Origin of the sequence: Mycobacterium sp. SMC-11 (assembly GCF_046250095.1) — a bacterium.
Classification (GTDB): Bacteria; Actinomycetota; Actinomycetes; order Mycobacteriales; family Mycobacteriaceae; genus Mycobacterium; species Mycobacterium heraklionense_A.
The window spans coordinates 3,320,348-3,346,922 of sequence record NZ_CP176430.1; the positions used below are offsets into that span (position 1 = coordinate 3,320,348).

Here is a 26,575-nt window from a genome sequence, read left to right on the forward strand (position 1 = left end):
TACGAGCTGCAGCGACCCAAGACGCCTGCCGACGAACAGCGCCTCGCCGAAACCTTCCGCCGACCGCCACACGGGACGCCCGCGTCAGATGAACCCTAGGCCAATGATCGCCATTGCCCCGGAACAGGATCCACCAGCGGCCTATGCTGCCCGATATGGCCGACTTCACCGCGTCGCTGCCCCCGGAACTGGACAACGTTCCGTCCGCCGAGGGACCGCTGCCATCACGGTCTGACCTCGTCGGCCGCCCCTATGCACTGCCCATCGACATCCTCGGCGAACTCCACGGTCCGCTGTTCTACGCCGACTTCAGCGGGGTGCGAAAGCTGTACGCGTGCTCGCGGGCGCTGGTCGAAGAACTGTGCGACGAGAACCGGTTCGCCAAGAACCCGATGCGCCCCTTGGAGCGAGTCCGCCAGCTCGCCGGCGACGGCCTGTTCACCGCCTACCACGGTGAACCGAATTGGCAGACCGCCCACGACGTCCTGATGCCCGGCTTCAGCTATGCCGGGCTACGCAACTACCACGGCGCCATGCTCGACATAGGCACCCAGCTGATCCAGCGCTGGGATGGCTGCGTCGGGCATCGGCCGGCGGACGCGTCGACCGACCTGCAGAAGCTCGCGATGGACACCGTTGCCCTTGCCGGCTTCGGAGCACGATTCGACTCGTTCAGCCATGAAGGCCTTGCCCCAATCCCGCAGAGTTTCACCGCAGCCTTGACCAAGCTCGCAGAGACCCAGAGCATCGCCGACCTCGACCACGAACTGGAGCATCTGCATCGCAGCTTCGACGAGCTGATCGAGCAGCACCGAGCCACCCCCACGCCCGAACTCGACGATCTGCTCTACGTCATGCTCGCGAGCGACTCCGGCGGCGGGCCACTGCTGAGTACGGACAATATCCGCAACCAGATCATGACGTTTCTTATCGCCGGTCAGTTGACCACATCCGAACTGATGCCCACCGTGCTCTACAACCTGCTGCACCATCCGGCAGTGCTGGCGCGCGCCGTGGCTGAAGTCGATGCCGTGTTCGGGGTGGACGACGACTATCTGCCGACCTACGACGACATCGGAAAGCTCGAGTATCTGCGGCAGGTGATCAACGAGACGCTGCGGTTGTCCCCGCCGGTACTTGGCTTCGACCGAACGGCCTTGGCGGACACCGTCATTGGCAAAAAATACCCGATCAGGAAGGGCGAGGCCGTCAGCGTGCTGACGGGTGCGCTTCACCGTCAGCCGGAATGGGGTGACAACGTCGAACTGTTCGATCCGGACAGGTTCGACGCCGCCCGCTCTGCCGGCAGGCCCGGTGCGGTGTTCAAACCCTTCGGCACCGGAGCGCGATCCTGCATCGGACGCCAGTTCGCGCTGCACGAGGCCACCATGATGATCGCCCGGCTGATCCACCGTTATCGCCTGATCGACTCGCAACACTATGTGCTGCAGTTCGACAGCGAGCGCAGCCGGCGCCCGATGGGCTTCCACCTCGACCTGATCCGGCGAATACCTGAAGACCGCCGCGGCGCAACGGCCTTGGCCGCCCCGATACCCGAACGGAACACGTCCGGGGCCAGCTCCGCCGTCAAAGCCGGCACCACGTTGGCCGTGCTGCACGGCTCGAATCTTGGAACCTGCCGCGCACTGGCCAAGCAGCTTGCCGAAGAGGCCACCGACCTTGGCTGCATCGCCACGGTGGCGCCCCTGGACGACTTCGCCGGAACCCTGCCGAACACCGATGCGGTCGTGATCGTCGCCGCGTCCTATAACGGTCAGCCGACCGACGACGCACGCGCCTTCCTCGCCTGGCTGCTCGGCGAGGACGCCGCACTCGAGGGCGCTCCGTACGTCGCGGTACTCGGTGTCGGGGATCGCAACTGGGCCGACACGTATCAGGCGGTACCCAAGCGCATCGATGAACGCCTGACCGAACTGGGCGCCCGGCCGCTGATCCCGCTAACCTCCGCCGATACCTCAGGGGATCTCAACGGCACGGTCGAAGAATTCTCGGTGGCGTTGCACGCAGCGCTGTGCGAGCACTTCGGCGATCCGGACGCGGCGCCGGTCACCGACACCGACGAACCGCTCTACGACATGCACCCCATCATCGGCCCGGTCACCGCGGCGCTCGACGCCCGCTTCGCAGTGACACCGATGACCGTCCTGGACAACACCGCCTTGGTGGGCGACGACGCGATCCTGGGCGGAGCAAAACACTTTGTCCGCGTTGTCCTTCCCGAGGGAATTGAGTACCAGACGGGTGATCACCTGACAGTCCTCGCGGACAATCCGCCAGATCTCGTCGCCACGGTGCTCGAGCTTCTCGGCATCGAAGCCGAACGGCGGCTGTCGATCAATCCTCGGCGCACTTCGCGGCGGTTGATCGCACTCGATCGGGAGGTCAGCGCGCGTGAATTGCTCACCCACTTCGTGGAGCTGCGAAAGCCGGTTACGCCGAGCCAATTGCGGCGTCTGGCCGCATCCAACCCGTGCCCGCCCGAGCGTGAACGCCTCGAGCAGCTCGCCGCATCGGCCGATCCCTGCCCGCTGAGCCCATTCGAGTGCCTGGTGGAGTTTCCAGCGTGCGAACTGACGGGCGCCGAGCTACTCGAACTGCTGGAGCCGATGACACCCCGGCATTACTCCATCGCGTCGTCCTCTCGCCTGACACCGGGGCTGGTCGGGCTGGTGGTCAGCGTGCTCGATGCGCCGGCCCGGTCCGGGCATGGACTGTTCCAGGGCGTGGCCTCCAATCATCTGGCCGCCGCCTCCCCTGGTACCCAGATTCGGGCGCGGGTCGACCCGGCCCGCCAGGCGTTTCGTGCGGGTGCCGACCCTGCGAAGAATGTGATTCTGGTCAGCGCGGGTACAGGTGTTGCCCCGTTCCGCGGCTTCCTCGGCGATCGCTTGGCGGCCAAACAGGAGGGGGCGCCGTATGCGCCGGCCCTGTGTTTCTTCGGCGTCCGAAATCCAGACGTGGATTACATCTTCCGCGAGCAGTTCGAGGCCGCCGAAGCGGCGGGGGTAGTCCGGATGCGTCCCGCGTTCTCTCGCGCACCGCAGGACGGTGTGCGCTACGTGCAGGACCGGATCGCCGCCGACGCCGACGAAGTGTGGGAGCTGCTCGGCGATCCCACCAAGCACACTCACGTCTACGTGTGTGGTGACGGCGCCCAGATGGCGCCGGCGGTGCGGCAGGCCTTCATCGACATCTACCGCGCGCGCACCGGCGGCGACGAAAGCCAAGCCCGCGACTGGCTTATCGACCTGGTGGAGTCCGACCGCTACGTCGAGGACGTGTGGGCTGGGTGAGCGTGTAGTCGGATGAGCGGACAGCAATAACACGAAAGTGGCCCCCAGGCTTTCGCCTGGGGGCCATTTTCTTTAGTAGCGGGGACAGGATTCGAACCTGCGACCTCTGGGTTATGAGCCCAGCGAGCTACCGAGCTGCTCCACCCCGCGTCGGTAAGTACGACACTACCCAACGGGTGCCCAAGCCGCCAAATCGCCTGGTCTGGCATTGGCGCCGTCGCCCGACCGGTGTCGATTCATCTCGTCCTTGTCGGCCCAACCCCGCTATGCCATGCTGCATTCCGAGGCCACAACAGCGGGAGGGGCAACCGATGCCCGGATTTCTCGACAACGTCGGCCGCCTGCTCACCTACCGGATTCCCATCGGAGAGCTGATCGGCCTGGGCCTGATCCTCGGCACGCCGTATCTGACCATCGGATTGATCTGGACGCTGACCCACACCGCTGCGCTGCACGGCATGCGAGGCCTGGACCTCGTAGTGTCCTTTCTTGGATCGATCGTGGCGTGGCCGGTGCTGCTGATCGCTAACGTCTGTATGCAGTGACCGCGAAGGGCAACGTCGCCCCGCAACAACGGAGGCCGCTCGAGATGATGTTTTTGGTACGGATCATCGATCTGGCCATGAGAATTCTCGGCGTCTCTCCCGAGTCACCATCCCCGCACGCGGCCGAGACCCGAATCCACATCGATCAGTACACGCCACGCTTCGACGATGGTCCCGTCAATCTCACTGAGGCGCTGGATTTTTGGTCTGCTGCCGCAGCAGCCGCCAACGTCGTCATGCAGTTGAGCCTGCCGGGAGTGGGCCACGGGGTCGTGGAGAGCCGGGTGGAATCCGGTGCGCTGATGGAACATCCATGGAAGAGGTTGCGCACCACCGCCCAGTACATGGCTGTCGCTGTGCTGGGCAACGACGAGGAACGCGCTGCCTACCGTGACGCCGTCAACGTCGCACACCGGCAGGTTCGCTCCACCGCGGACAGCCCGGTCCAATACAACGCCTTCGATCCCAATCTGCAGTTATGGGTCGCCGCATGCCTATTCGTCTTCTACGAGGACACCTATCAGCTGCTGCGCGGCAAGATGACCCAGGCTCAGGCGGAGGGGTTCTATCACCACGCCTGGCCACTCGGCACCACCTTGCAGGTCACCCCGGATCAGTGGCCGCCCACCCGCGCCGAGTTCGACGCCTACTGGAACACCACCTGTCAGACATTGCAGATGGACGATATCGTCCGCGACTACCTCATGCGGCTGGTCGACCTGAAGATGATCAACCCGATCTTGCGGGCGCCCCTGGCGCCCCTGCTGCGGTTCCTGACTATCGGCTTTCTGGCACCGCTCTTTCGTGAGCTGCTCGGCGTGCCCTGGTCGCCGACCGAGCAACGCCAGTTCGAAAACCTCTTCCTGTTCGTATCATTCGTGAACCGCTTCATTCCCCGATTCATCCGAACCGTCAACTACACCGTGCTGATGGCCGACGTTCGCCATCGCATCCGCCGAGACAAGGCACTGATCTGATGGCTGACCACCACGACGGCCTGGGACCCGACAGCATGCTGTGGCACTTCCTGGCCGACCGACGCTACCTGTTCGTGCTCCCCAGGGCGGTGTGTCTGCTGCTGCTGCATCCCGGCATCGCCGCCGGCATCAACGAGCATGCTCTGATGCGCAAACGCATTTGGCTGCACAAGAAACGCACTTTCACCCAAGCCGTCAACTACGCCTATACCGACGTGGACATGCGGCCCCAGATGCGGTTCGCCCACGAGCATGTCAAGGGCGTCGACAATCTCGGCCATAAGTACCACGCCCTGAATCCCGATACGTTCCACTTTCAGCACAGCGCTTATGTCGAGTCCCTCGTCGTCATGGTGAACACCTTCATTCGTCGGCTCGACGCCGACGAGCATGAGCAGCTCTACCAGGAGTGCTGCGCGTGGTATCGCCGATACGGCGTATCAACCCGGCCGATGCCCGCGACCTGGCCGGAATTCGTCGAGTACTTCGAGGATTACTGCCGCTCGCACTTGGCGGCCGGCGAACACTTCGAGCCGTTCCGCGAGCAGATTTTCGCGCCCACCGATTGGTGGATGCGCACCGTCCCCCAACCGGCCATCCGCGCCCTGCAGCACCCCCGCGCCGTGGAACTCACCGGGATCACTGTCAGCGCCACCGACCGATGGTCACTGCGCCAGTTCATCCGGTTGGCTCAGCTGTCCGCGCTGGCCCCCAGACATCACTGGAACGCCAAGGCACGCGCCGCACTCGGCGCGGCGGCACACCACGAGCCGACGATGCCGCTGGGCGCCACTCGTCGCTGACACCACGGCGCCTGAGCGCACCGCGTACCTATTTGGCGCTGTTGAACTTGGCCATCGCGTCGTCGAGGCGTTGCAGCGCCGCACCATAGGCGGCGAAGTCACCACGGTGCTGGGTGTCGCGCACCGCATTGAGCGCCGATTCGACCTCGCGCAGCGCCGCGGCTTTGGCCGGGGACAACGCGACCTCGGCAGCCGGGGGCGTCGGCACCGCCGCAACCGGCGGGGTCGCCGAGGGTGGCGTCCCCTGCGCGGCAGCGCCGCCCTCGGTGGGTGCGATGTCGGTGGCCGCCGCACCGGCACCGGGCCCGAACAGGCCGGTGAGTGCGTCGGAGACCGTCGGCCCGTAGCCGATCTTGTCGTTGTACATCATCGCCACCCGGATGAGGCGCGGGTACGACGACGAGGCATCACTGGAACCTGGTGAGGCATAGACCGGTTCGACGTAGAGCAGTCCGCCCTGCGCCACCGGCAGCGTCAGCAGGTTGCCCCACCGGATGCGGTTCTGGTTGTCGCGTCCGATCACGCCGAGGTCTTGGCTGACCGTGGTATCGGTGGTGATCGCGTTATTGGCCAGCTTGGGCCCGTTCACCTGGCCGGGAATGGTGAGCACGGTCAGCTTGCCGTAGGTGTCTGGATCCGAGCTGGCGCTGATGTAGGCGGCCAAGTAATCACGCTTGAACCGGTTCATCGCGCTGGTCAGCTGGAAGGATGCCGAATTGTCGCCCTTCACAAGATTTTTCGCGACGATGTAGTACGGCGGCTGGAAGCTGCTGGCGGTCGGGTTGGGGTCCAGCGGCACGTCCCAGAAGTCCGAGGTGGAGAAGAAGGTCACCGGGTCGTTGACGTGGTACTTGGCCAGCAGCATGCGCTGCACCTTGAACAGGTCTTCGGGGTAGCGCAGGTGCTCGGCGAGCTCGGGTGAGATCTCCGCCTTCGGTTTGACGGTTCCGGGGAACACTTTCATCCAGGCCCGCAGCACCGGGTCCTGCTCGTCCTGGGCGTACAGGCTCACCGTTCCGTCGTAGGCGTCGACGGTGGCCTTCACCGAGTTGCGGATGTAAGACACCCGCCGGTCCGGCAACAGCCGGTTGAACTCGACCTCTTTGGAGTCCGCGGTCGCCGACGACAGCGACGTCAACTCCGAGTAGGGGTAGTTATCCAGCGTCGTGTAGCCGTCGATGATCCACACCAGCCGCTTGTTGACGATCGCCGGATACACCGTGGAGTCGGTGGTCAGCCAGGGCGCCACCGCCTGCACCCGGCTGGCCGGGTCACGGTTGAACAGGATCTTGCTGTCCGCGCCGATCACGTTGGAGAACAAGAAGTTGCGCTCGGCAAACTTCGCGGCGAACACGCTACGGGCCAACCAGTTTCCGACGCCCACACCACCGGTACCGGTGTAGGTGTAGTTCTTGGTCTCGGTGTTGGTCTCGTAGTCGTACTCACGGTCGGCGCCATTGCGGCCGACGATCGCGTAGTCGGCGGCGGTGTCGGCGATCACCGGCCCGTAGTAGATGCGCGGCTGGTCGAGTCGGGCCGGCCCGTCGGACACGACGCCGCCGTTGGCACCGACGACGTTGGCCAAGAACTCCGGGTACCCGCCGTTCTGGTTGGGGTCGTTGGCGATACCGCGCACGGTGTTGGCCGGCGAGGCGATGAACCCGTTGCCGTGGGTGAACACGGTGTGCCGGTTGATCCAGTCGCGCTGGTTGTCGATCAGTCGATCCGGGTTCAGCTCGCGGGCGGCGACCACATAGTCACGCAGCTGGCCCTCGTCGTCGCGGTAGCGGTCGATGGTGAGCTGGTCGGGGAAGAAGTAGAAGTTCTTGCCCTGCTGAAACTGGGTGAACGCGGGGCTGACGATGGTCGGGTCCAGCAACCGGATGTTGGAGGTGGTGGCCGCATCGGCGCCCACCTGCGCGGCGGTGGCGCGCGCGTCACCGCGATAGTCGCGGTAGGTGACCACATCCTCGGTCAGACCGTAGGCCTGCCGGGTCGCCGTGATCGAGCGCGAAATGTACTCGCTCTCCTTCTGCGCCGCGTTCGGCTTGACGCTGAACTGTTCGACGATCAGCGGCCAGCCAGCACCGACCACGACCGACGACAGCAGCAACAGCACCAGACCGATCGCCGGAATCTGCAAGTCGCGCAGCACGATCGCCGAGAACACTGCGACCGCGCAGATCAGTGCGATCGCCAGCAGAATCATCTTGGCCGGCAGTACCGCGTTGATGTCGGTGTAACCGGCTCCGGTGAACGGCTTGCCGGTTCGAGTGTGGCTGAGCAGCTCGTAGCGATCCAGCCAGTAGGCCCCGGCCTTGAGCAGCACCAGGGTCCCGATCAGGCTGACCACCTGGATGCGGGCCGGGCGGCTCAGGGCGCCCGCCCGGCCGGAAAGTCGGATACCGCCGAAGATGTAGTGCGTGGTCAGGTTCGCGATGGTGGCCAGACACAGCGTCGCGAGCAGCAGCCCCACCACCAGCCGGTAGAACGGCAGGTCGAAGGCGTAGAAGCCCAGGTCTTTGCCGAACTGCGGATCGGTGATCCCGAAGTCACCGCCCCGCAGGAACAGCTGAATACGCACCCAGTAGCTCTGCGCGACGATGCCGGCCAGCACACCGATGCCGACCGGGATTCCGAATCCGAACAGCCGCAGCCGCGACAGCACCGTAGTCCGATACCGCGCCACCGGGTCGTTGACGCCGTTGCTGGGGACGAAGACCGGGCGGACCCGGAAAGCGGTGGCCATCGCGGCGAACACGATGCCGCCGACCAGCAACGTCACCACGACGAACGTGATCAGGCGGGTCAGCAACGTGGTGACGAACACCGAGCGGTAGCCCAGCTCGCCGAACCACAACCAGTCGACATAGCCGTCGATCAGCCGCGGCCCCAACAGCAACAGCGCGATCACGACGAAGGCGCTGCCAACCATGATCCGGCTGCGCGCGGTCAATTTCGGCATCCTCGCAGTGGGCCGCATCCCCACGTGCCACGCTCCCTAGCTCAGTTGTTCCTGACGGCCCCACTGTAGCCAACGAACACTCAGCAAGAGGGCGGCTGACCTCCGTCGGTGATGGTTCGCAGCGCGCCCACCGCCTGGGCGAGGCTGTCGACTTTGACCAGTTGCAGACCCTTGTCGTCGTTTCTGGCCTCGTAGCAGTTGTCGGCCGGGACCAGGAACACCGTCGCGCCGGCCTCGCGGGCCGCCATCATCTTGTGCGCGATCCCGCCGATCGCGTCCACCTGGCCGTTGGCCTTGATGACCCCGGTGCCGGCAACGAAGTTCGGCCCGGCCAGGGTGCCGTTGGTCAGCTTGTCCACGACAGCCAGCGAGAACATCAGCCCCGCCGACGGGCCGCCGATGTTGGCCAGATTGAAGTCGATGGTGAACGGCGCCCACGGCGCATCAAGGACGGACACGCCCAGGAATCCATTGGCGCGGTCCTTGTTCTCTCCGAGCGTAATCCGCGCCGTGCCGGGTGCGGCGTTCTTGCGCCGGTAGTCGATGACAACCTTCTCGCCGGGCTTGGTGTCGGCTAGCCGCGCGGTGAACTGCTGCACGGTGTACACCGGTTGGCCGTTGACGGCGTCCACGGCGTCGCCGCGCTGCAGCGCGCCGGCGGACGGCCCCGGGTCTTGGACGTCGGCCAGGGTGACCGCTGATGGGTAGCGCAGGTAGCCCAGCGCGGCGTACTCGGCGCTCTGCTCGGACGCACGGAAGTCGGCGTCGTTACTCTCGTCGACTTCCTGACGGGACTTGCCGGGCGGATAGACCAGGTCACGCGGCATGAGCTGTTCACGTCCGGACAGCCACAGAGCCAACGCCTCCCCCAGTGTCAGGCCGTCGCGCTGGGAGACCGTGGTCATGTTGAGGTGGCCGGTCGTCGGGTGTGTGGTGGTCCCCTCGATGTCGACCACCTGCTTGCCGTCGATCGTGCCGAGGGTGTCGAACGTCGGACCCGGTCCCAATGACACGAAGGGCACCGTCACCGCCGTCAGCAGCACGCCGAACGCGACCACCGGCAGCACAGCCGCCAACAGCGTCAGAATCCGCCTGTTCACCCCGGGTATGGTAAACGGCCCATGCCCAGGCGGTAACGGCCCGACCACTGGTGGCCCCGTGTCGTACCGCCGGACGTTGGCGGTGAGTACGGTTGTATCTATGGCTGATCTGCCCTTCGGTTTCTCTTCTGGGGACGACCCCGACCGCGAGCGAGGCTCCCGGCCCTCCGACCCGTTCGGGATGGGTGCTGGTTTCAACATGGCCGATCTGGGCCAGGTTTTTACCCAGCTCGGGCAGATGTTCAGCGGTGCCGGCCGGGTCAGCGCGGACGGCCGACCGGCGGGGCCGGTGAACTACGACCTGGCGCGACAGGTCGCGATCAAGTCGATCGGTTCGGTAGCGCCCGTCACCGCCTCAACCGCGACCGCCATCGGCGATGCGGTGCACCTGGCTGAAACCTGGCTCGACGGGGCGACTTCACTGCCGGCCGGCACCACCAGTGGGGTCGCCTGGACGCCGGTGAACTGGGTCGAGCACACCATGACCACCTGGCAGCGACTGTGTGACCCGATGGCCGAACAGGTTTCGTCGGTGTGGGCCTCGGCGCTGCCGGAAGAGGCCAAAAGCATGGCCGGCCCGTTGTTGTCGGTGATGTCGCAGATGGGCGGATTAGCGTTCGGCTCCCAACTGGGCCAGGCGTTGGGACGGTTGTCCGGAGAAGTGCTGACTTCGACCGACATCGGCCTACCGCTGGGGCCCAGCGGAGTGGCCGCGCTGCTGCCCGGCGCGATCGAGGAATTGGCCGGCGGCCTGGAGCAGCCGCGCAGCGAGATCGTCACCTTCCTGGCCGCCCGTGAGGCCGCCCACCACCGTCTGTTCACCCACGTGCCGTGGCTGTCCAACCAGCTGCTCAGCGCGGTGGAGGCCTACGCCCGGGGCATGAAGATCGATATCCGGGGCATCGAGGAATTGGCCCAGGGCTTCGATCCGGCGGCGATGACCGATCCCTCGGCGATGAACGAACTGCTCAACCAGGGCGTGTTCGAACCCAAGTCGACCCCGGAGCAACTCGCCGCTCTGGAGCGCCTCGAGACCCTGCTGGCCCTGATCGAGGGCTGGGTCCAGACCGTGGTCAATGCGGCACTGGGCGACCGGATCCCGGGCACCGCCGCGCTCTCGGAGATGCTGCGCCGCCGGCGCGCCACCGGCGGCCCGGCCGAGCAGACCTTCGCCACGCTCGTCGGTCTGGAGCTGCGCCCGCGCAAGTTGCGCGAGGCCGCGGTGCTCTGGGAGCGGTTGACCACGGCGGTCGGGGCCGACGCCCGAGACAAGGTATGGCAGCACCCCGATCTGCTGCCCGAGTCCGCCGATCTCGACGAGCCGGCCGCATTCATCGACCGGATCATCGGCGGCTCCAGCGACGTCGACTCGGCTATCGACCAGGCGATCGCCGAGTTTCAGCGCGAAGCCGGTAATCCCGACGACGCCGGCGACTGAGGCACGGCGGCTTCTGGCGGTGAGATTGCTTGCCGCCAAGCCAACGGGTTGAGGTGGCGGTAGGGGTCCTCGGCGCGGACGTCGAGCAGGTCGGCCAAGATCCCCTCGAGTGACTGTTGAGTCTTCTCCCGCACGGTGGCAACCCATTTCTCGCTCGAGACGCGGGCTGGCTTGGTGGTCTCAATGGGGGCGCCGAAGCGCAAGTACATCCGCTGCGGTCGAGGGATAAGGGTGGGGCCGATCCCGTGCTGCAACGGCATAACCATGTCCGGGGGCCCGGAGAGCCGACGCGACACCGCCGTGCTGAAGCGCTCCCAGCTGCCGCCGCGACGACTCAGGCTCCGGTAGACGTCGTCGCCACCCACCAGCCCCACCGGAACGATCGGATAATCGTGTTCGACTGCGAGGCGGGCGAATCCGGCGCGGCCCTGCCAACGCAGGGTGTACTCCTCCCCCTTGAACTTCGGAATCTCGCGGCCGCCGCCCGGGAACACCAGAATGGGCTCGTTGCGGCGCATCAGTTCGCGGACGGGCTCAGGCGCCCCCACCAGAGCCCCCGCCGCGGCGAGCAGATCACGGGCCGGGCCCCGCATGCGCCCGAACTGCCGGTCCGTCAGTGACCGCACCCGTTTGCCGATGGCCCGCCGAACATGGAACGGAACCAGCAGGGCTTCCACACTGGTTTGAGTGTGGTTGCCCACCAAGAGAAATCGACCATCGGCGGGAAGGTTCTCGAGCCCTTCGACGTAGGGGCGGTACGCCTCGACGACGGGCGTGACCGCGTCGGCGACGGCCTCCACAGCGCGCCGCATGGCTTCAACTCGCGGCGGATGGTTCAGGATCGCGTCAGTGTCTAGGAGCACGTGCATGTCCTCACATTACAGAACGAACTAGTTCGTACGGTTATGATCTTGCTGTGAGAAGGAGCGCCACCGAGCTGCGCGGTCAGATCCTTGACGCTGCCCGCGCCGAGTTCGCTCACCGTGGTCTGGCCGGGTCACGCATCGACCGCATCGCCCGCGAGGCACACGCCAGCAAGGAACGCCTCTACGCCCACTTCGGCGACAAGGAAGCACTGTTTCGCGAAGTGGTGGACACCGACGTGGCAGCCTTCTATCGGTCGGTCACCCTGCGCCCCGATGCGGTGCCCGAATTCGCCGGCGACGTCTACGATCTGGGCAGAAACAGCCCCGAACACCTGCGCATGATCACCTGGGCCCGCCTGGAAGGACTGGCCCTCGACGAGCCCCACGCCGACGGGCAGGCGCTCTTCGAGCACGCGGTCACCGCCATCGAAACCGCCCAGACCGACGGGCACGTGGACAGCTCCTGGGAGCCCCTCGATCTACTGGCGCTGCTGTTCGGTATCGGCCTGGCCTGGGCGCACTCCCCCGACCCGTACGAGACCCTCACCGACCGCGCCGTCATCGCACGCCAACGCCGCGCCGCTGTGGAGGCCGCGCGGCGCGTCGTTTCTGCCCCCTGTGGATGACGGGAGGACCGTCACCGCCCGGCGTGGCAGGGTCGCCTGCGTGACCAGGGCTGGTTCCGAGACCTCCACCTACAGCCTCGATCCGGCGCTGCCGGTGTTGCTACGCCCCGACGGTGCCGTTCAGGTTGGCTGGGATCCGCGACGTGCCGTGCTGGTGCGGCCGCCCCGCGGGCTAAGCACCACCGCGCTGGCCACCGTCTTACGCACAATGCAGATCCCGACCACGGTGGCCGCGCTGCGTCAGGAAGCCGCCCAACACGGCCACGTGGACACCGCGGACCTGGACGACCTGCTGGCCGCGCTGGTGGCGGCTCGTGTCGCCGTCCGCGGCGCCGCCACCCGCCGTCAGTGCCGCACGGTCTCGTTGCGGGTGCACGGCCGCGGGCCGTTGTCGGATCTGTTGGTCGAGTCGCTGCGCTGCTCGAGCGCCGTGGTCCGGCGCAGCAGTCACCCGCACGCCACGGTGAGCGCCGCCGGGACCGATCTGGTGGTGCTGGCCGACTACCTGGTTCCCGATCCGCGGTTGGTACGTGAGCTGCACGCCGCGCGGGTGCCGCACCTGCCGGTTCGGGTGCGCGACGGCACCGGAGTGGTCGGCCCGCTGGTCCTGCCGGGAGTCACCAGTTGTTTGCGGTGCGCCGATCTGCACCGGCGAGACCGGGACTCCGCCTGGCCCGCGGTGGCGGCACAGCTACGCCACACCGCCGCCCACGCCGACCGGGCAACCGTGCTGGCGACGGCGGCGCTGGCACTGAACCAAGTCGATCGGGTGATCGCAGCGGTGCGCGGCGCTGCAGCCCGCCCGGACCTGACTGCTCCTCCGACGCTGGACGCCACCCTGGAGCTGGATCTGGCCACCGGATCGATGATGAGACGGCGCTGGGTCCGCCACCCGCTATGCGATTGCTGAGGTCCCATCCGGCACCGAAAATTGTCACCGCGGTGACCGGCACCACAACAACGTCATGGATGATGGACACGTGTCAGAAATCAAACGCGGAAGCGCAGCGCGCAATGCGAAGCTGGCCAGCCTGCCCGTCGGCTTTGCCGGCCGGGCAGCACTCGGGCTCGGGAAGCGGCTGACCGGCAAGTCCAAGGACGAGGTCACCGCCGAGCTCATGGAGAAGGCGGCCAACCAGCTGTTCACCGTCTTGGGTGAGCTCAAGGGCGGCGCCATGAAGGTGGGCCAGGCCCTGTCGGTGATGGAGGCGGCCATCCCCGAGGAGTTCGGCGAGCCCTACCGGGAGGCGCTGACCAAGCTGCAGAAGGACGCTCCGCCGCTGCCCGCGGACAAGGTGCACCGGGTGCTCGACGCCCAGCTGGGCACCAAGTGGCGGGAGCGCTTCACCGACTTCGACGACACCCCCATCGCCTCAGCCAGCATCGGACAGGTGCACAAGGCGGTGTGGGCCGACGGGCGGCCCGTAGCGGTCAAGATCCAGTACCCCGGCGCCGATGAGGCGCTGCGCGCCGACCTCAAGACGATCCGGCGGTTGACCGGCATCTTCAAGCAGCTCGCCCCCGGCGTGGACGTCAAGGGCGTCATCGACGAGCTGATCGAACGCACCGAGATGGAGCTGGACTACCGGCTGGAGGCCGACAACCAGCGCATCTTCGCCAAGGCCTATACCGGCCACCCGCACTTCCACATCCCCAATGTCGTGGCCAGCGCTCCCAAGACGGTGATCCAGGAGTGGATCGACGGCGTCGGAATGGCCGAGATCATCCGCAACGGCACCGTCGAGCAGCGCGACCTGATGGGCACCCGGCTGGCCGAGTTCACCTGGGACGCCGCCCGCCGGCTGGAGCTGATCCACGGCGACGCCCACCCCGGCAACTTCATGCTGCTGGCCGACGGCCGGATGGGCATCATCGACTTCGGTGCGGTAGCGCCGATGCCCGGCGGGTTCCCGCCGGAGCTGGGTGCCGCGGTGCGGTACGCCCGGGACAAGGACTACGAGAAGGTCATCGCGGTCATGCGCCAGGGCGGCTTCATCCAGAAGGGCCAGAACGTCTCGGTGCGCGAGATCGACGAGATGCTGCGCCAGTACGTCGAGCCCGTCGAGGTCGAGGTGTTCCACTACAGCCGCAAGTGGCTGATGCGGATCGCCGGCAAGCAGTTGGAGCGCCCCGTCGAGCAGCTCAAGACCGCGCGGCAGCTGGATCTGCCGCCCAAACTCGCGATGCCGATGCGGGTGCTCGGATCCACCACGGCGATCATGTGTCAGCTCGATGCCCACGTGCCGGTCAAGCGGCTCTCCGAGGAATTGGTGCCCGGCTTCACCGATCCCGAAGACATCGCGGTCGGTCCGTCGGCCTGATGCTGCGGCCGCTTACGCGGCCACCGGCTCCTTACGCGGACGGCCGCGCGGCCGCTTGCGGCCGATGACGCTGCCCCGGTCCAGGATCTCACCGCCCCACACACCCCACGGCTCGGCGCGTTGCAACGCCGCCGCCAGGCACTGCTGGCGGATCGGGCACTGAGCACACCGTGCCTTGGCCCGCTCCAGATCGGCCGGGTCGTCGGCGAACCACAGGTCTGGATCGCTGTTACACGGCAACTTCAGGGTTCTCGACATGGTGCATACCTGCTTTCCGGTCGGTTCGTGGGGTTCTGATCCGGGCCGGTCGGCGGTCTGCCGAGCAAAAATAATGGCCACGGATCCTGGTGGGTCCGTGGCCATCGGGGGCGGGGGCTGCTGTTAGGGCGAACCCCGATGCACGGACGCGTCTACGGCGGCGGCTACTGCGGCATGGCGCAGCGCCGCCTTGGCAGCGGCGGCATGGCGCGCGCCGGCTACCCACAGGACGCTGATCGTGGTCATGGGATCCGAGGTTAGCGGCTCGGCCCACCGACCCACAACCGAATTACCGCCGGCAGTGGTGGGACCCGGGTTTCAGCCCCGGTTGCGGACCAGCTCCAGCACATCGGAGCCGAACTGTTCCAGCTTGCGCGCGCCGATGCCCGGGATAGCCACCAGAGCGGCCTCGTCGCCGGGCAGCATCTCGGCGATGGCAGTCAGGGTGTTGTCCGAAAAGACAATGTAGGCAGGCACTTTCAGCTCCGTGGCCGTGCGCAAACGCCAGTCCTTGAGCGCCACCAGCAACTCGGTGTCGACGTCGGCGGCGCAAGTCTCGCAGCGGCTGAGCATGATGGCCGCCGGGGTGTCCAGCGCCTTGTTGCAGATGCGGCAATACTTCGGGGCGCCACGGGCCCGGCGCTTGGTGGGTGTGGTGGCGGCGTCGGCCTGCGGGGCAATACCGCTCAAGAACCGCGACGGCTTGCGGCCGGCCCGCCCGCCCGGGGCGCGGGCCAGCGCCCAGCTCAGCGTCAGGTGGATCCGGGCACGGGTGACGCCGACATAGAGCAGTCGGCGCTCCTCTTCGACTGCCTCGCTGTCCGCGCCGTGCGCCAGCGCATGCGAGATGGGCAGGGTGCCGTCGGCAAGGCCCACCAGAAACACCGCGTCCCACTCCAAGCCTTTGGCGGCATGCAGGGATGCCAGGGTGACGCCCTGCACGGTCGGCGGGTGCCGGGAGTCGGCGCGCATCCGCAGTTCGGTCAACAGCGCGGGCAAGTCCAGGTCCGGGCGTTGGGCCACCTCGTCGTCGACAAGCTCGGCCAGCGCACCCAGGGCCTCCCAGCGCTCGCGCGCCTTGGCCCCGGTCGGGGGCTCGGTAGTCAGACCGAGCGGTTCCAAGACGCCCCGCACGGTTTCGGGTAGCGGCCCGTCGGCGCCCCGTTCCGCTGCTCTTTCGGAGGCCCTTTGCAGGGCGACCAGCGCCTGACGGATCTCCTGGCGGGTGAAGAACCCCTCGCCGCCGCGCACCTGATAGGCGATGCCGGCCTCGGTGAGCGCCTCCTCGTAGACCTCGGACTGCGCGTTGATCCGGTACAGCACGGCGATCTCGGCCGGCGAGGTGCCGTCGTGGATCAGCCGGGCGATGGACTTGGCCACCGCCGCGGCCTCGGCGACCTCGTCGGGATGCTCGCGGAAGGTCGGCGTCGGACCGGATTCGCGCTGGCCGATCAGCTTCAGCTTGCTGCCGGCCACCCGCCCACGTGCGGCGGCGATCACCCGGTTGGCCAACGACACCACCTCGGGCGTGGACCGGTAATCCCGCTCCAGGCGCACCAGCGCAGCCTCAGGAAATCGGCGAGTGAAGTCCAGCAGATAGCGCGGCGAGGCGCCGGTGAACGAATAGATGGTCTGATTGGCGTCGCCGACCACGGTCAAGTCGTCGCGCTCCCCCAGCCAGGCCGACAGCACCCGCTGCTGCAGCGGCGTGACGTCCTGGTATTCGTCGACGACAAAGCAGCGGTAGCGGTCCCGGAATTCGGCGGCCACCGCCGCGTCGTTCTCGATCGCGGCGGCGGTGTGCAGCAGCAGATCGTCGAAGTCGAGCATCGCCACTTCGCCGCGGGCCTTCAGCGCCTCGTAACCGGCATAGACCTCGGCCAGCTTCGCCGCATCCAGCGGAATATCCCGGCCGTCCGCGGCCACCGCCGTGGGGTACTGCTCCGGCCCGATCAGGGATGCCTTAGCCCACTCGATCTCGCCGGCCACGTCGCGGACGTCGTCATTGCTCAACCGCAGCCCCGCGTGGCCGGCGGCGCGGGCCACCACCCCGAATTTGCGGTCCAGCAGTTCCCAGCCGGTGTTGCCGACCACCCGCGGCCAGAAGTAGCGCAACTGCCGCCGGGCGGCGGCGTGGAACGTCAGCGCCTGCACTCCGCCGACCCCGGCGGCCGCCCCCGCCCCGGCCGCCGCTCCCAGTGCGCGCAGCCGCGACCGCATCTCGCCGGCGGCACGCTGGGTGAACGTCACTGCCAGCACCTGTCCGGGCGCGACGTGACCGCCGGCGACCAGCTGGGCGATGCGGTGGGTGATGGTGCGGGTCTTGCCGGTCCCGGCGCCGGCGAGCACGCACACCGGGCCGCGCGGCGCCAGTACCGCAGCGCGCTGCTCCTCGTCGAGGCCGGCGATGAGCGCATCCATGGCGTCCATCTTGGCAGGCACCCCCGACGGGCCCCGACGCCGATTCGGGAATCAGCTGGCGACCTATTAGGTTTGGGGAGTTATGAACCAGCTCGTCATGTACACGACCCAGTGGTGCGGCTACTGCCGGCAGCTCAAGGCCTCGTTGAAGAACCTCGGGATCGACTACGAGGAGATCGACATCGAGCTGGACCCCACGGCGGCGGAGTTCGTCAGCTCAGCCAACGGCGGCAACCGCACGGTGCCGACGCTTCGTTTCCCCGACGGCTCGACGCTCACGAACCCGACCGGGCGTGAGGTCAAGGCGAAGCTGGAGCGCCTCGGCGGCTAGACCCGTCAGCTCGCTTCAGCCCAGGACTCGATGATGGTCCGGGCGATCGAGATCGAGCCGGGCAGCAGCAGTTTGGCGTCGGGATCGCCACTGTTCCAGGTCCCGGCAGACAGCGCGGCCCGCACTTCGTCTCGGGTGAACCAGGCCGCCTCGGTGATCTCGCCGTCGCTGAAGACGAAGGTCTGCCCCGGGTCGGCCACGGCGTGGAAGCCGACCATCAGCGACCGCGGGAAGGGCCACGGCTGGCTGCCCAGGTAGGTCACGTCACGCACGGCCAGCCCGACCTCTTCGTGAACCTCGCGGACCACGCAGGTCTCGAACGACTCGCCGGCCTCGACGAACCCGGCCAGCAGTGAGAACATCCGCACCGGCCAGTTGTGCTGGCGGGCCAGCACAACGCGGTCGGCGCCGTCGTGCACCAGGCAGATCACTGCCGGGTCGATGCGGGGGAACTCCTCCACCCCGGTGACCGGGTTGGCCCGCGCCCAGCCGCCGCGCACCGGCTTGGTCGGCGTGCCGTCGACGGCCGAAAACCGGGCGTGGTCATGCCAATTCAGCAGCGCGATGGCCGACGACACCAACTGGGCGCTGACGTCGTCGAAGATGTCACCGGTGGCACGGATGTCCAGCACCGAGACGTCGGCCCCGACCGGTGCCTGCAGCGCGCCGCGGACCGCCCAGACGTGCCGACCGTCCTCGACACGACCCAGGAACACCGCATCCGACGGTGGCGTATCGCCCAGGTCGCTGGCCTCGTGTAGAACCACCCGGCCGCCGGCGACCAATACCTGGTTGCGGGGATCAACACGCAGCAGCGCGGCGGACGACCAGCCGGCGACGGCCGCGTCAGTGTCGGTACGCAACTGGTCGGCTCGATCAGCCCCGACCCGTGAGAGCAGGGGCACCTGCCGCAGCTGGAAATTGCCCATCATTCCTCCCCGCGCCGACGCGCCGCGATCGTCACTGGTTGGCCACCGTACGCACGTAGAGCAGCCGGTCACCGGCCTCGATCACGTCGACCTCCGGTGCATCCAGTCGCAGCAGCCGACCCTCGCGCACCAAGGCGAGGACTATCTCGTTGAGATGCTTGGCCGATCCGCCGACTTCCTGCTGCTCCACCTCACGCTCGGCGATGGCATAGCCGGCATCCGGGGTGAGCAAGTCCTCGATGATCTCGACCACCCGAGGCGTGGTGGTGGCGATGCCGAGCAAGCGTCCGGCGGTCTCCGAGGACACCACGACCGAGTTGGCGCCGGACTGCTCCAACAGGTGCTGGTTCTCGGCTTCTCGAATGGACGCCACGATGGTGGCCTGCGGGGCGATCTCGCGGGCGGTCAGCGTCACCAACGCCGCCGTGGCGTCGGAGCCGGTGGCGACCACGATCGCCGACGCGCGCTGGGCGCTGGCCAGCCGCAGTACATCCGAGCGGGTCGCATCGCCGTCGACGGTCACCAACCCGGCGGTCTTGGCGCGTTCGAGCACGGCTCGGTCGTTGTCCACCACGACGATGTCGCTCGGGGTGGTCTCGTCGTCGCCGAGCATCGCCGCGATCGCGGTCTTGCCCTTGGTTCCGTACCCAATGACGATGGTGTGGTCTTTCACTCTCTTCCTCCAACGCTGAATGCGGAACGCCTGCTGGGAGGTCTCGGTGAACGCCTCTACGGTCGTTCCGACCAGCAAGATCAGGAAGGCGATCCGCAGCGGGGTGATGACCAGCACGTTGATCATGCGGGCGAACTCGGTGACGGGCGTGATGTCGCCGTATCCGGTGGTCGACAGCGTCACCGCCGAGTAGTAGAGGCAGTCCAGGAAGGTCAACCGGTCGCCCTGCACGTCCTGGTAGCCGTCGCGGTCGACGTAGACGAACAGCGTCGACACCAGCAGTGCCGCCAGCGCGATCAGGCTTCGGCGATAGACGGTGCGGCCGGGGCTGGACTGCCCGTGCGGCATACGTAACACGCCGACGAGCGCATAACTGGGTTGGGCGGTCAGCGTCTCGTCAAGACGCCGCAGCCGCCGCCAGCTAGCTCCTGCCACGACGGGCGGTCATCGGTCAGCCTGACGCACGGACCCACTGTAACCACACCCGTCGTCAGGCGTTCAGCAGCGCGGCCAGGTCAGCCAGTTCGGGCAGCTCGTCTGCGACGACGGTGGTCCCGGAACGCACATAGTGGAAGGCGGCTCGTACCTGCGATGCCGGGCAGCCGGTCAACGCGGCCCAGGCCAGCCGGTAGACGCCCAGCTGGACGGCGGCGTGCCGGCGCGCCTCAGGTCCGTCGGGGGGCGTTCCGGTCTTCCAGTCGACCACGGTGACGCCGCCGTCACGCTCGACGAACACCGCGTCGATCCTGCCGCGCACCACCCGGCTGCCGATGGCCATCTCGAACGGCACCTCGACGGCGGTGGGAGTACGGGCAGCCCAAGGCGATTCCAGGAACGCCGCCTGCAGTCGGGCCAGCTCCTGCGCATCGGCGCGGGCGGTGTCGGCGTCGGCCGCGCCGGGTAGGTCTTCGAGCTCGAAGAGCCGCTCGGCGCCGTAGAGTCGCTGAACCCAGTCGTGAAATGCGGTGCCCAACAACGCATGCGGGTCTGGCCGGGCCGGGAGCCGGCGGCTCAGACGCTGCCCCGCACCGTCGGGGTCACGGCTCAACTCGACCAGCCCGCTTACCGAGAGCTGGTTGGGTAGGGTGCGAGCCTGCGGGGTTGCGGCTGTGGCCCGCTCCGCCAGCAGGGCGTCCACGTCGGCGGCCCACGGGTTAGCCGAGGCCGTGCCGTCCTGGGGTTCGCCATCCTGGAGTTCGCCGGCCCGCAGTTTCGCGGCGACCAGTGCCGCGCCGCGTTCGACATCAGCGCGCCGGCCGTCCAGCGGGTCGGCCGGCCACACTCCTTCGTTTACGGTGTCGCACAACGGGTTTTTCTCTCCGTCGGCCGGAGCCTGCGCCCAATGCTCGACCATCCCGCAGGGCGTTCCCTCGTCGGCCGAGCTGTCGATCACCGCCTTGATCTCGGCGAGGAAATCCGACGGCCCGCGCGGCTTGGCCTCACCCTGTCCCCAGTGGTGGCCAGAGACCAGCAGGGTGTCCTCGGCCCGGGTGACAGCGACATAGAGCAGCCGGCGCTCTTCGTCGACGCGCCGCTGATCCAGGCGGCGCTGATGCTCGGAGATGGCGTCGGACAGCTGCTTTCGGTTGGTGACCGCATCGGTGTCGAGCAGCGGTACGCCGTGATCGCCGGGTTCATGCGGCGGTCCCAGCTTCGCCTCTCCTCCGTCGAACCTCGCTGAACCGCCGGGCCCAAACGGCTGCGCCCGGTCGCCGCGCAGCAGCGGCGGCAGCTCAGCGGCGTCGGAGAGCCAGCTGCGTCGCGACGCGGTCGACGGAAAAACCCGCGCCACCAGGTGCGGTATCGCGACCACCTGCCACTCCAGCCCCTTGGCGGCATGCACGGTGAGGATCTGGACGCGGTCGGCGGCGACGGCCGGTGCCGCCGGCGCCAGTCCGTTCTCCACCACCGCGGCGGCATCCAGGTAAGCCAGCAGACCCGGCAACGCGGCCTGTGCCCCGGCACCCTCGGCGTAACCGGCCACCACATCGGCGAAGGCATCGAGTTGTTCGGTACCCGCCGCACTTGCCGCCACCGGCTGCGCGGCGAGCACCTCGCAGTCCAGGCCCAGCACCCGGCGTACCTCGGCGACCAGGTCGGGCAGCGGATGCCACAGATGGCCGCGCAGCAACGTCAGTTCCTCGGCAAGAGCGACGATGCGACGGTACCCGGCGGCCGAATAGCGCTCTGCCGGACCAGGATCGGCGAGCGCGTCGGCCAGACATGCGGTGTCCGAATCGGGCCCGGCCGTGGCAGCGATCTCCGCGGCCGATACCGGCGCACTGGATTGCTCGGGCCGGGCCAGCTCGCCGGCGCGTCGCCACAGCGCGGCCAGGTCGGCGGCGCCGAACCGCCAGCGCGGGCCGGTAAGCACGCGCATCGCCGCCGCGCCGGCGGTCGGCTCTTGGATCAGCCGCAGCATCGCGACCAGGTCTGCCACCTCGGGCACAGACACCAGCCCGGCCAGCCCCACCACTTCCACCGGGACGCCGCGGGCGCGGATTGCCTCGGCCAGCGGTGCGGCGTCGGCGTTGCGCCGCACCAGCACGGCGGCGGTGGGCGGGTCAACCCCGTCGGCGTTGGCCTTCCGGTAGCGCCGCTGCAATTCCTCGGCGACCCACTCGACTTCGGTGACGACGTCGGGTAGCAGGGCGACCCGCACGTCGCCGGGGGGCGCGGCCGGGCGCGGTCGGAGCGATTGCACCGTTACCGAACGCTGGCGTGCCTCCGCGGAGATCTCGTTGGCCAGGTGCAGCACCTCTGGCGGGTTGCGCCAGCTGGTCCGCAGCTCCAGGGTGGGCGCCGGGCTGCCGTCGGAGAGCGGGAAGTCGGTGGCGAATCGGGGCAAGTTGGTCGCCGAGGCACCGCGCCAGCCGTAGATCGACTGGATCGGATCACCCACCGCGGTCAGCGCCAGGCCGTCGTCGACACCGCCGCCGAACAGCGACGACAGGGCGATGCGCTGGGCGTGCCCGGTGTCTTGGTACTCGTCGAGCAGCACCACCCGGTAGGTGGCGCGCAACCGGGCGCCGACGGCCTCGTTTGACTGCGCCAGGCGCGCGGCAGTGGCCATCTGGGCGCCGAAATCCATTGCCCGTTCCGCCCGCATGCGCTGGTGTAGGGCCTCAATCAGCGGCACCAGCTCGGCACGTTCGGTCTGGGTGTCGAGCATCTTGAGCAGCGACTGGTTGGGTTCGGCGCGCTGGCGCGGGCCCGGCGGCAGGGTGAGCACCAGCCGCTCCAACTCCACATGGGTGTGGCGCAGTGCGTCGGTGTCCACCAGGTGTTCGGCGAGCTGGCCTGCCAGCCGCAACACCATCGCGGTGACCGCGGCGGGATCCCGATCGGTGTGCAGTTCCCCGGGATAACCGCTGACCACGTCGAACGCCAGCTGCCACAGCCCGGTCTCGGTGAGCAGCCGGGTGTCGGGCTCGATGCCGAGCAGCAGCCCGTACTCGCGCAGCAGCGCGCCGGCGAAGGCGTGATAGGTGCTCACCACAGGCGTCGTGGCCGGGGCGCCGTCGATGGCTTTCGCGCCGGGCTTATTCGGTTCGGCCGCCATCAGTCCGGCACCGGCCAACCGCGCTAAGCGGGATCGAACCCGGCGCAGCAGTTGGCCGGCCGCCTTGCGGGTAAAGGTCAGGCCCAAGACCTGGCCGGGGTCGGCGTAGCCGTTGGCGACCAGCCACACCACCCGGGCGGCCATCGTCTCGGTCTTGCCGGCACCCGCACCGGCAATCACCACCAACGGGCCCGGCGGGGCGGCGATGACCGCGGCCTGCTCCTCGGTGGGCTGGTGCAACCCGAGCGCGGCTGCCAGTTCTGCGGGGTCGTAGTGGTTTCTCATGCGCCGCACCCGCCGTCGTGGGCTGGGCAAATCGGCCGGACCGGGCAATGCCGGCACCCGTCGTTGACGCGGGCGGTGAACTGCGGGCCGGCGGTGGCCGTGGCCGCCTGCGCGATCCGCTCCCGCCATTGCTCACCGGTGTCGGGTGTGAGGGGGTCTTGTTCGCGCTCGGTGGCGCCGACGGTTCCAGGTTTGGCGGGATAGACCAGCCGGCCCCCGCCGGGCTGCTCGTCGGGCCCGATGAGCCCGGCTTCGACCGCCAGCTGGTAGACGGCCAACTGGGCGTGCTGTTGCGCGTCGTCCTTGCTGACCGGGGTTTTCGCGGTCTTGACGTCGACGACCACCAGCCGGCCAGCGGCGTCGCGTTCGACCCGGTCGATCCGGCCGCGCAGCCGAACCCCCTCCTCACCGGCGTCGATCACTCCGTCGAAGCCGACCTCGGTGCCGACTTCGGTTAGTTCGCCACGGGTTTGGGCCCGCCATGCCAGAAACGTCTCGATGATGGCGCGATGCCGGTCGAGTTCGTTGGCCGAGTACCACTGCGACGCGAACGGCAGTTGCTGCCATGCCCGGTTCAGCTCGGTGAGCAGTTCCTGCGGACTGCCCGCCGATTCGGCGACCAGCGCGTGTATCACCGATCCGATCGTCGAGCGCAGGTCGCGGCCGTCGGTGCCGCCGTGGCGTTCGGCCAGCCAGCGCAGCGGACAGTCCAGCAGGCTCTGCAGAGCCGACGGCGACAGGGTGACCGGCCCGTCGCCGGGTTGGCGAAGTGGCTCCTCGGTGCTCAACGGCGCCGCGCCGTGCCAGCTCTGCGGATCGGCACCGGGCACCCCGGCCTGGGCAAGTCGCGCCAATTGCGTTGCCGCGTCAGCGCGTTCGGATTCGCTGACCTGGGCCTCCGGTGCGCAGACCACGGCGCGCAGTCGACCCACCAGCCCGGCCGCCGACAGCACCGGCGGAGCCACCACCGGCGATGCCGGCGCTCGGTGGCCTTCATCGGTGGCGCACGCTGCGAGTTCGGCGAAGAACTCCGACGGGAGCTGTTCCTCGGTGCCGCCGTCCCCGTCGCCGTCGACAGCGGTGACCACCAGCCGGCGCCGCGCCCGTCCCAGCGCCGCCACTAGCAGCCGGCGCTCCTCGGCAAGCAGCGGGGCCCGAGCCGAGACCTCTTCCCCGAAGCCGTGCAGGGTGTCCAGGAGCCGCTGGGTTCCGAGCACGCCACCGCGCGGAACGGTGTTGGGCCACAGCCCTTCCTGGACTCCGGCGACGACCACCAGATCCCATTCGCGCCCGAGTGCGGCGTGCGCACTGAGCACACCGACCGCCTCCGTGCCTGTCGCAGGCTCGGCGCGGGGCGCGCCCAATTGCATGGCGGTGACGTATTCGACGAGCCCGGTCAGGGTGGCACCGGCCGTGCGCGCCACGTACTGCTCCGCGAGGTCGAACAGTGCGGTGACCGCATCCAGATCCCGACCGGCTTGTGCGCCGGCGGTACCGCCGCGCTCGGCGGCCGACAGCCAGCGTTGTTGCAGCCCTGAGCGATTCCAGGCTTGCCACAGCGTGTGGTGCGGGTCGCGGCCGTCGGCGTGGCTGCGGGCCGCGGCTTGCAGCACCCCGCGAACCCGGCGCAGCGCGCGGCCGTGCGCGGCCGGCAGCTCACCCGGCGCGCCCGTAAGCACTGCCGCGAGACGGTCGCCGGGATAGGCATCGGACGGACTTCCCGGGCGGGCCGCGCCGCGGCGCAGGGAGCGTTGCAGTTGCCGCAGGGAGATCGGGTCCATTCGCCCGATCGGCCCACTGAGTAAGGCCAGCGCCCGAGTTCCGTCCACGACGTCAGCAGTGCACTCCAGCACCGTGAGCAGGGCAGCCACCGCGGGCTGCTCGGCCAGCAACCCACCATTGGCCGGCAGTAGGACCGGGATCCCGGCGGCGGCCAGGGTGCGGGGCAGCCGCGCGGCCGCCCGGGGCACCGACCGGACGATCACCGCCATCTGCGACCACGGCACTCCGTCGATCAGGTGGGCGCGCCGCAGGATGTCGGCGATCAAGGCAGCCTCGGCGTGGCTGCTGGCCGCGGTGCGCACGCTCACCGCCCCGGCGTCGGGTCCGGTGCCCTCGATACGGCGCGTGGCACTGGTCCCGGGCAGCCGCGCGGCGACGGCGCTGATGGCCTTGGCCACCGCCGGGGCGCAGCGGTGCGACGTCGTCAGCGTCACTACGGGCACCGCGGCGCCGTCGGATTGCGCGTCGTCGCCCAGCAGGACGGTGGGTTCGGCACCGCGGAAGCCGAACACGGCCTGATCGGGGTCGCCCGCGATCACCGTCCGGTGCACGCCGGCGGCGAGCACCCGGACCAACCGGGCCGCCTGCGGGTCAAGTTGCTGGGCGTCGTCGACCAGCAGCAGCCGGATCCGGTTGCGTTCATCGACGAGCAGATCCGGGTCGGTCGCCAACGCCTCCAGCGCCGCCCCGACCAATTCCGCTGCGCCCAGCGCCGGTGTAGTGGCCTGGGGCGCCGCCGTACCGACGGCGGCACGCAGCAGCATCACCTGCTCGTACTGCTGGGCGAACCGGCCCGCGGCCGTCCACTCCGGGCGGCGGCAGCGCTTGCCCAACCTGGTCAGCTCTGCCGGGTCCACGCCGCGTTCGGCGCAGCGTGCCATCAAGTCCCGCAGTTCGGTGGCGAAGCCGTCGGTGGCCAGTGCCGCGTGCAGCGACGGCGGCCAGGCCCCGGCTCCGTCCCCGGCCAGCAGCTCCCGGATCACGCTGTCCTGTTCCGCGCCGGTGACCAGCCGTGGTGGGGTGGCCTCGGCTCGCCGGGCGGCGCGCTGCAGGACCGCGAAGGCATAGCCGTGCACCGTGCGCACCAGCGGTTCCCGGATCGCCTGGCCGCCGTCGGGCCCGCCGGCAGCCAGCAATGTCGCGGTCAGCGCTCCGCGGTCCGCCGCGGGAAGCCGGCCCGAGCCCGTGAGCAGCAGCACCGAATTGGCGTCCACACCGGCGGCGACGTGGGCGGTGGCCACCTCCACCAGCAGGCGGGTCTTGCCGGTACCGGGTCCGCCGCGCACCTGCAAGACGCCACGCGCACGCGGATCGAGCGCCGCGTCGGCCTGCGCGGTGGGCGATCCCCAATCGTCTGGCATGCCGCCTATGAGAGCACT

At 68.5% G+C, this 26,575-nt stretch carries 19 protein-coding genes and 1 tRNA gene; 9 read left to right on the top strand and 11 right to left on the bottom strand.

From position 1 onward, the window contains the following. The first annotated feature begins 155 nt into the window (after positions 1 to 155). Positions 156 to 3,314 (top strand): cytochrome P450, encoded by a 3,159-nt coding sequence (locus ACKY0X_RS15745; RefSeq protein ID WP_409426796.1) that lies wholly within the window; start codon positions 156 to 158, stop codon positions 3,312 to 3,314. Positions 3,315 to 3,390: 76 nt separating this feature from the next. Here ACKY0X_RS15745 and ACKY0X_RS15750 read toward each other — a convergent pair. After that, positions 3,391 to 3,464 (bottom strand) — tRNA-Met (locus tag ACKY0X_RS15750). Positions 3,465 to 3,625: 161 nt separating this feature from the next. On the opposite strand from ACKY0X_RS15750, the gene ACKY0X_RS15755 reads away from it, so the two are divergent. The 3 genes from ACKY0X_RS15755 (at position 3,626) to ACKY0X_RS15765 (ending at position 5,639) form a co-directional block, all read left to right on the top strand. Next, positions 3,626 to 3,859, top strand: a complete 234-nt coding sequence (locus ACKY0X_RS15755) for a hypothetical protein (protein ID WP_065038881.1) — start codon at positions 3,626 to 3,628, stop codon at positions 3,857 to 3,859. A 77-nt stretch (positions 3,860 to 3,936) separates the two neighbouring features. Further along, a complete protein-coding gene (locus tag ACKY0X_RS15760; protein ID WP_409429655.1) occupies positions 3,937 to 4,836 on the top strand; it encodes an oxygenase MpaB family protein in 900 nt (299 codons plus the stop codon). Further along, positions 4,836 to 5,639, top strand: coding sequence for an oxygenase MpaB family protein (locus tag ACKY0X_RS15765; RefSeq protein ID WP_409426797.1), 804 nt, complete (start codon positions 4,836 to 4,838; stop codon positions 5,637 to 5,639). Before ACKY0X_RS15760 ends, ACKY0X_RS15765 begins: the two co-directional genes overlap by 1 nt. A 28-nt stretch (positions 5,640 to 5,667) precedes the next feature. Here the strand turns inward: ACKY0X_RS15765 and ACKY0X_RS15770 are convergent, their stop codons facing one another. Then, positions 5,668 to 8,628 carry a UPF0182 family protein gene (locus tag ACKY0X_RS15770; RefSeq protein WP_409426798.1) on the bottom strand — a complete coding sequence of 987 codons (2,961 nt, stop codon included), beginning with the start codon at positions 8,626 to 8,628 and terminating at the stop codon, positions 5,668 to 5,670. A gap of 56 nt (positions 8,629 to 8,684) precedes the next feature. Continuing rightward, the gene (locus tag ACKY0X_RS15775) at positions 8,685 to 9,704 is read right to left on the bottom strand and encodes a PDZ domain-containing protein (protein ID WP_409426799.1); all 1,020 of its coding nucleotides are present in this window, start codon (positions 9,702 to 9,704) and stop codon (positions 8,685 to 8,687) included. Between the two features lie 100 nt (positions 9,705 to 9,804). Here ACKY0X_RS15775 and ACKY0X_RS15780 point away from each other — a divergent pair, with 100 nt between their 5' ends. Beyond that, entirely contained in the window at positions 9,805 to 11,142 is a 1,338-nt protein-coding gene (locus tag ACKY0X_RS15780) for a zinc-dependent metalloprotease (RefSeq protein WP_409426800.1), read from the top strand. On the opposite strand, the gene ACKY0X_RS15785 is transcribed toward ACKY0X_RS15780, so the two are convergent. Beyond that, on the bottom strand, positions 11,103 to 12,011 hold the full coding sequence (locus tag ACKY0X_RS15785; RefSeq protein WP_409426801.1) for a lysophospholipid acyltransferase family protein: 909 nt from the start codon (positions 12,009 to 12,011) through the stop codon (positions 11,103 to 11,105). The genes ACKY0X_RS15780 and ACKY0X_RS15785 overlap by 40 nt on opposite strands. Before the next feature lie 47 nt (positions 12,012 to 12,058). Between ACKY0X_RS15785 and ACKY0X_RS15790 the strand changes: the two genes are divergently transcribed. Genes ACKY0X_RS15790 through ACKY0X_RS15800 form a run of 3 tightly spaced genes read left to right on the top strand, consistent with a single transcriptional unit; the run spans position 12,059 to position 14,955 of the window. Then, positions 12,059 to 12,634: a TetR family transcriptional regulator gene (locus ACKY0X_RS15790; RefSeq protein ID WP_065152353.1), complete on the top strand. Its 576-nt coding sequence runs from the start codon at positions 12,059 to 12,061 to the stop codon at positions 12,632 to 12,634. A 40-nt stretch (positions 12,635 to 12,674) separates the two neighbouring features. Then, entirely contained in the window at positions 12,675 to 13,544 is an 870-nt protein-coding gene (locus tag ACKY0X_RS15795) for a TOMM precursor leader peptide-binding protein (RefSeq protein ID WP_409426802.1), read from the top strand. Positions 13,545 to 13,599: 55 nt separating this feature from the next. Further along, complete coding sequence (locus ACKY0X_RS15800) at positions 13,600 to 14,955, top strand: ABC1 kinase family protein (protein WP_409426803.1); 1,356 nt, start codon at positions 13,600 to 13,602, stop codon at positions 14,953 to 14,955. A 12-nt stretch (positions 14,956 to 14,967) separates the two neighbouring features. Here the strand turns inward: ACKY0X_RS15800 and ACKY0X_RS15805 are convergent, their stop codons facing one another. The 3 genes from ACKY0X_RS15805 to ACKY0X_RS15815 all read right to left on the bottom strand — a co-directional run bounded on the left by ACKY0X_RS15805 (position 14,968) and on the right by ACKY0X_RS15815 (position 17,643). Continuing rightward, positions 14,968 to 15,213 carry a WhiB family transcriptional regulator gene (locus ACKY0X_RS15805; RefSeq protein WP_046285740.1) on the bottom strand — a complete coding sequence of 82 codons (246 nt, stop codon included), beginning with the start codon at positions 15,211 to 15,213 and terminating at the stop codon, positions 14,968 to 14,970. A 123-nt stretch (positions 15,214 to 15,336) separates the two neighbouring features. After that, complete coding sequence (locus ACKY0X_RS15810) at positions 15,337 to 15,459, bottom strand: hypothetical protein (protein ID WP_409426804.1); 123 nt, start codon at positions 15,457 to 15,459, stop codon at positions 15,337 to 15,339. A 72-nt stretch (positions 15,460 to 15,531) separates the two neighbouring features. After that, complete coding sequence (locus tag ACKY0X_RS15815; RefSeq protein WP_409426805.1) at positions 15,532 to 17,643, bottom strand: ATP-dependent DNA helicase UvrD2; 2,112 nt, start codon at positions 17,641 to 17,643, stop codon at positions 15,532 to 15,534. A gap of 73 nt (positions 17,644 to 17,716) precedes the next feature. Here ACKY0X_RS15815 and ACKY0X_RS15820 point away from each other — a divergent pair, with 73 nt between their 5' ends. Beyond that, positions 17,717 to 17,965 (top strand): mycoredoxin, encoded by a 249-nt coding sequence (locus ACKY0X_RS15820; RefSeq protein WP_046285727.1) that lies wholly within the window; start codon positions 17,717 to 17,719, stop codon positions 17,963 to 17,965. A gap of 5 nt (positions 17,966 to 17,970) precedes the next feature. Here ACKY0X_RS15820 and nudC read toward each other — a convergent pair whose 3' ends face one another. The 4 genes from nudC to ACKY0X_RS15840 are packed head-to-tail and all read right to left on the bottom strand — an operon-like array spanning position 17,971 to position 26,557. Then, complete coding sequence (gene nudC / locus ACKY0X_RS15825; RefSeq protein ID WP_409426806.1) at positions 17,971 to 18,897, bottom strand: NAD(+) diphosphatase; 927 nt, start codon at positions 18,895 to 18,897, stop codon at positions 17,971 to 17,973. A 28-nt stretch (positions 18,898 to 18,925) separates the two neighbouring features. Next, positions 18,926 to 20,002, bottom strand: a complete 1,077-nt coding sequence (locus ACKY0X_RS15830; RefSeq protein ID WP_065038803.1) for a TrkA family potassium uptake protein — start codon at positions 20,000 to 20,002, stop codon at positions 18,926 to 18,928. Positions 20,003 to 20,057: 55 nt separating this feature from the next. Then, entirely contained in the window at positions 20,058 to 23,414 is a 3,357-nt protein-coding gene (locus tag ACKY0X_RS15835; protein WP_409426807.1) for an ATP-dependent helicase, read from the bottom strand. Continuing rightward, entirely contained in the window at positions 23,411 to 26,557 is a 3,147-nt protein-coding gene (locus ACKY0X_RS15840) for an ATP-dependent helicase (RefSeq protein ID WP_409426808.1), read from the bottom strand. Before ACKY0X_RS15840 ends, ACKY0X_RS15835 begins: the two co-directional genes overlap by 4 nt. Positions 26,558 to 26,575: the final 18 nt, after the last annotated feature.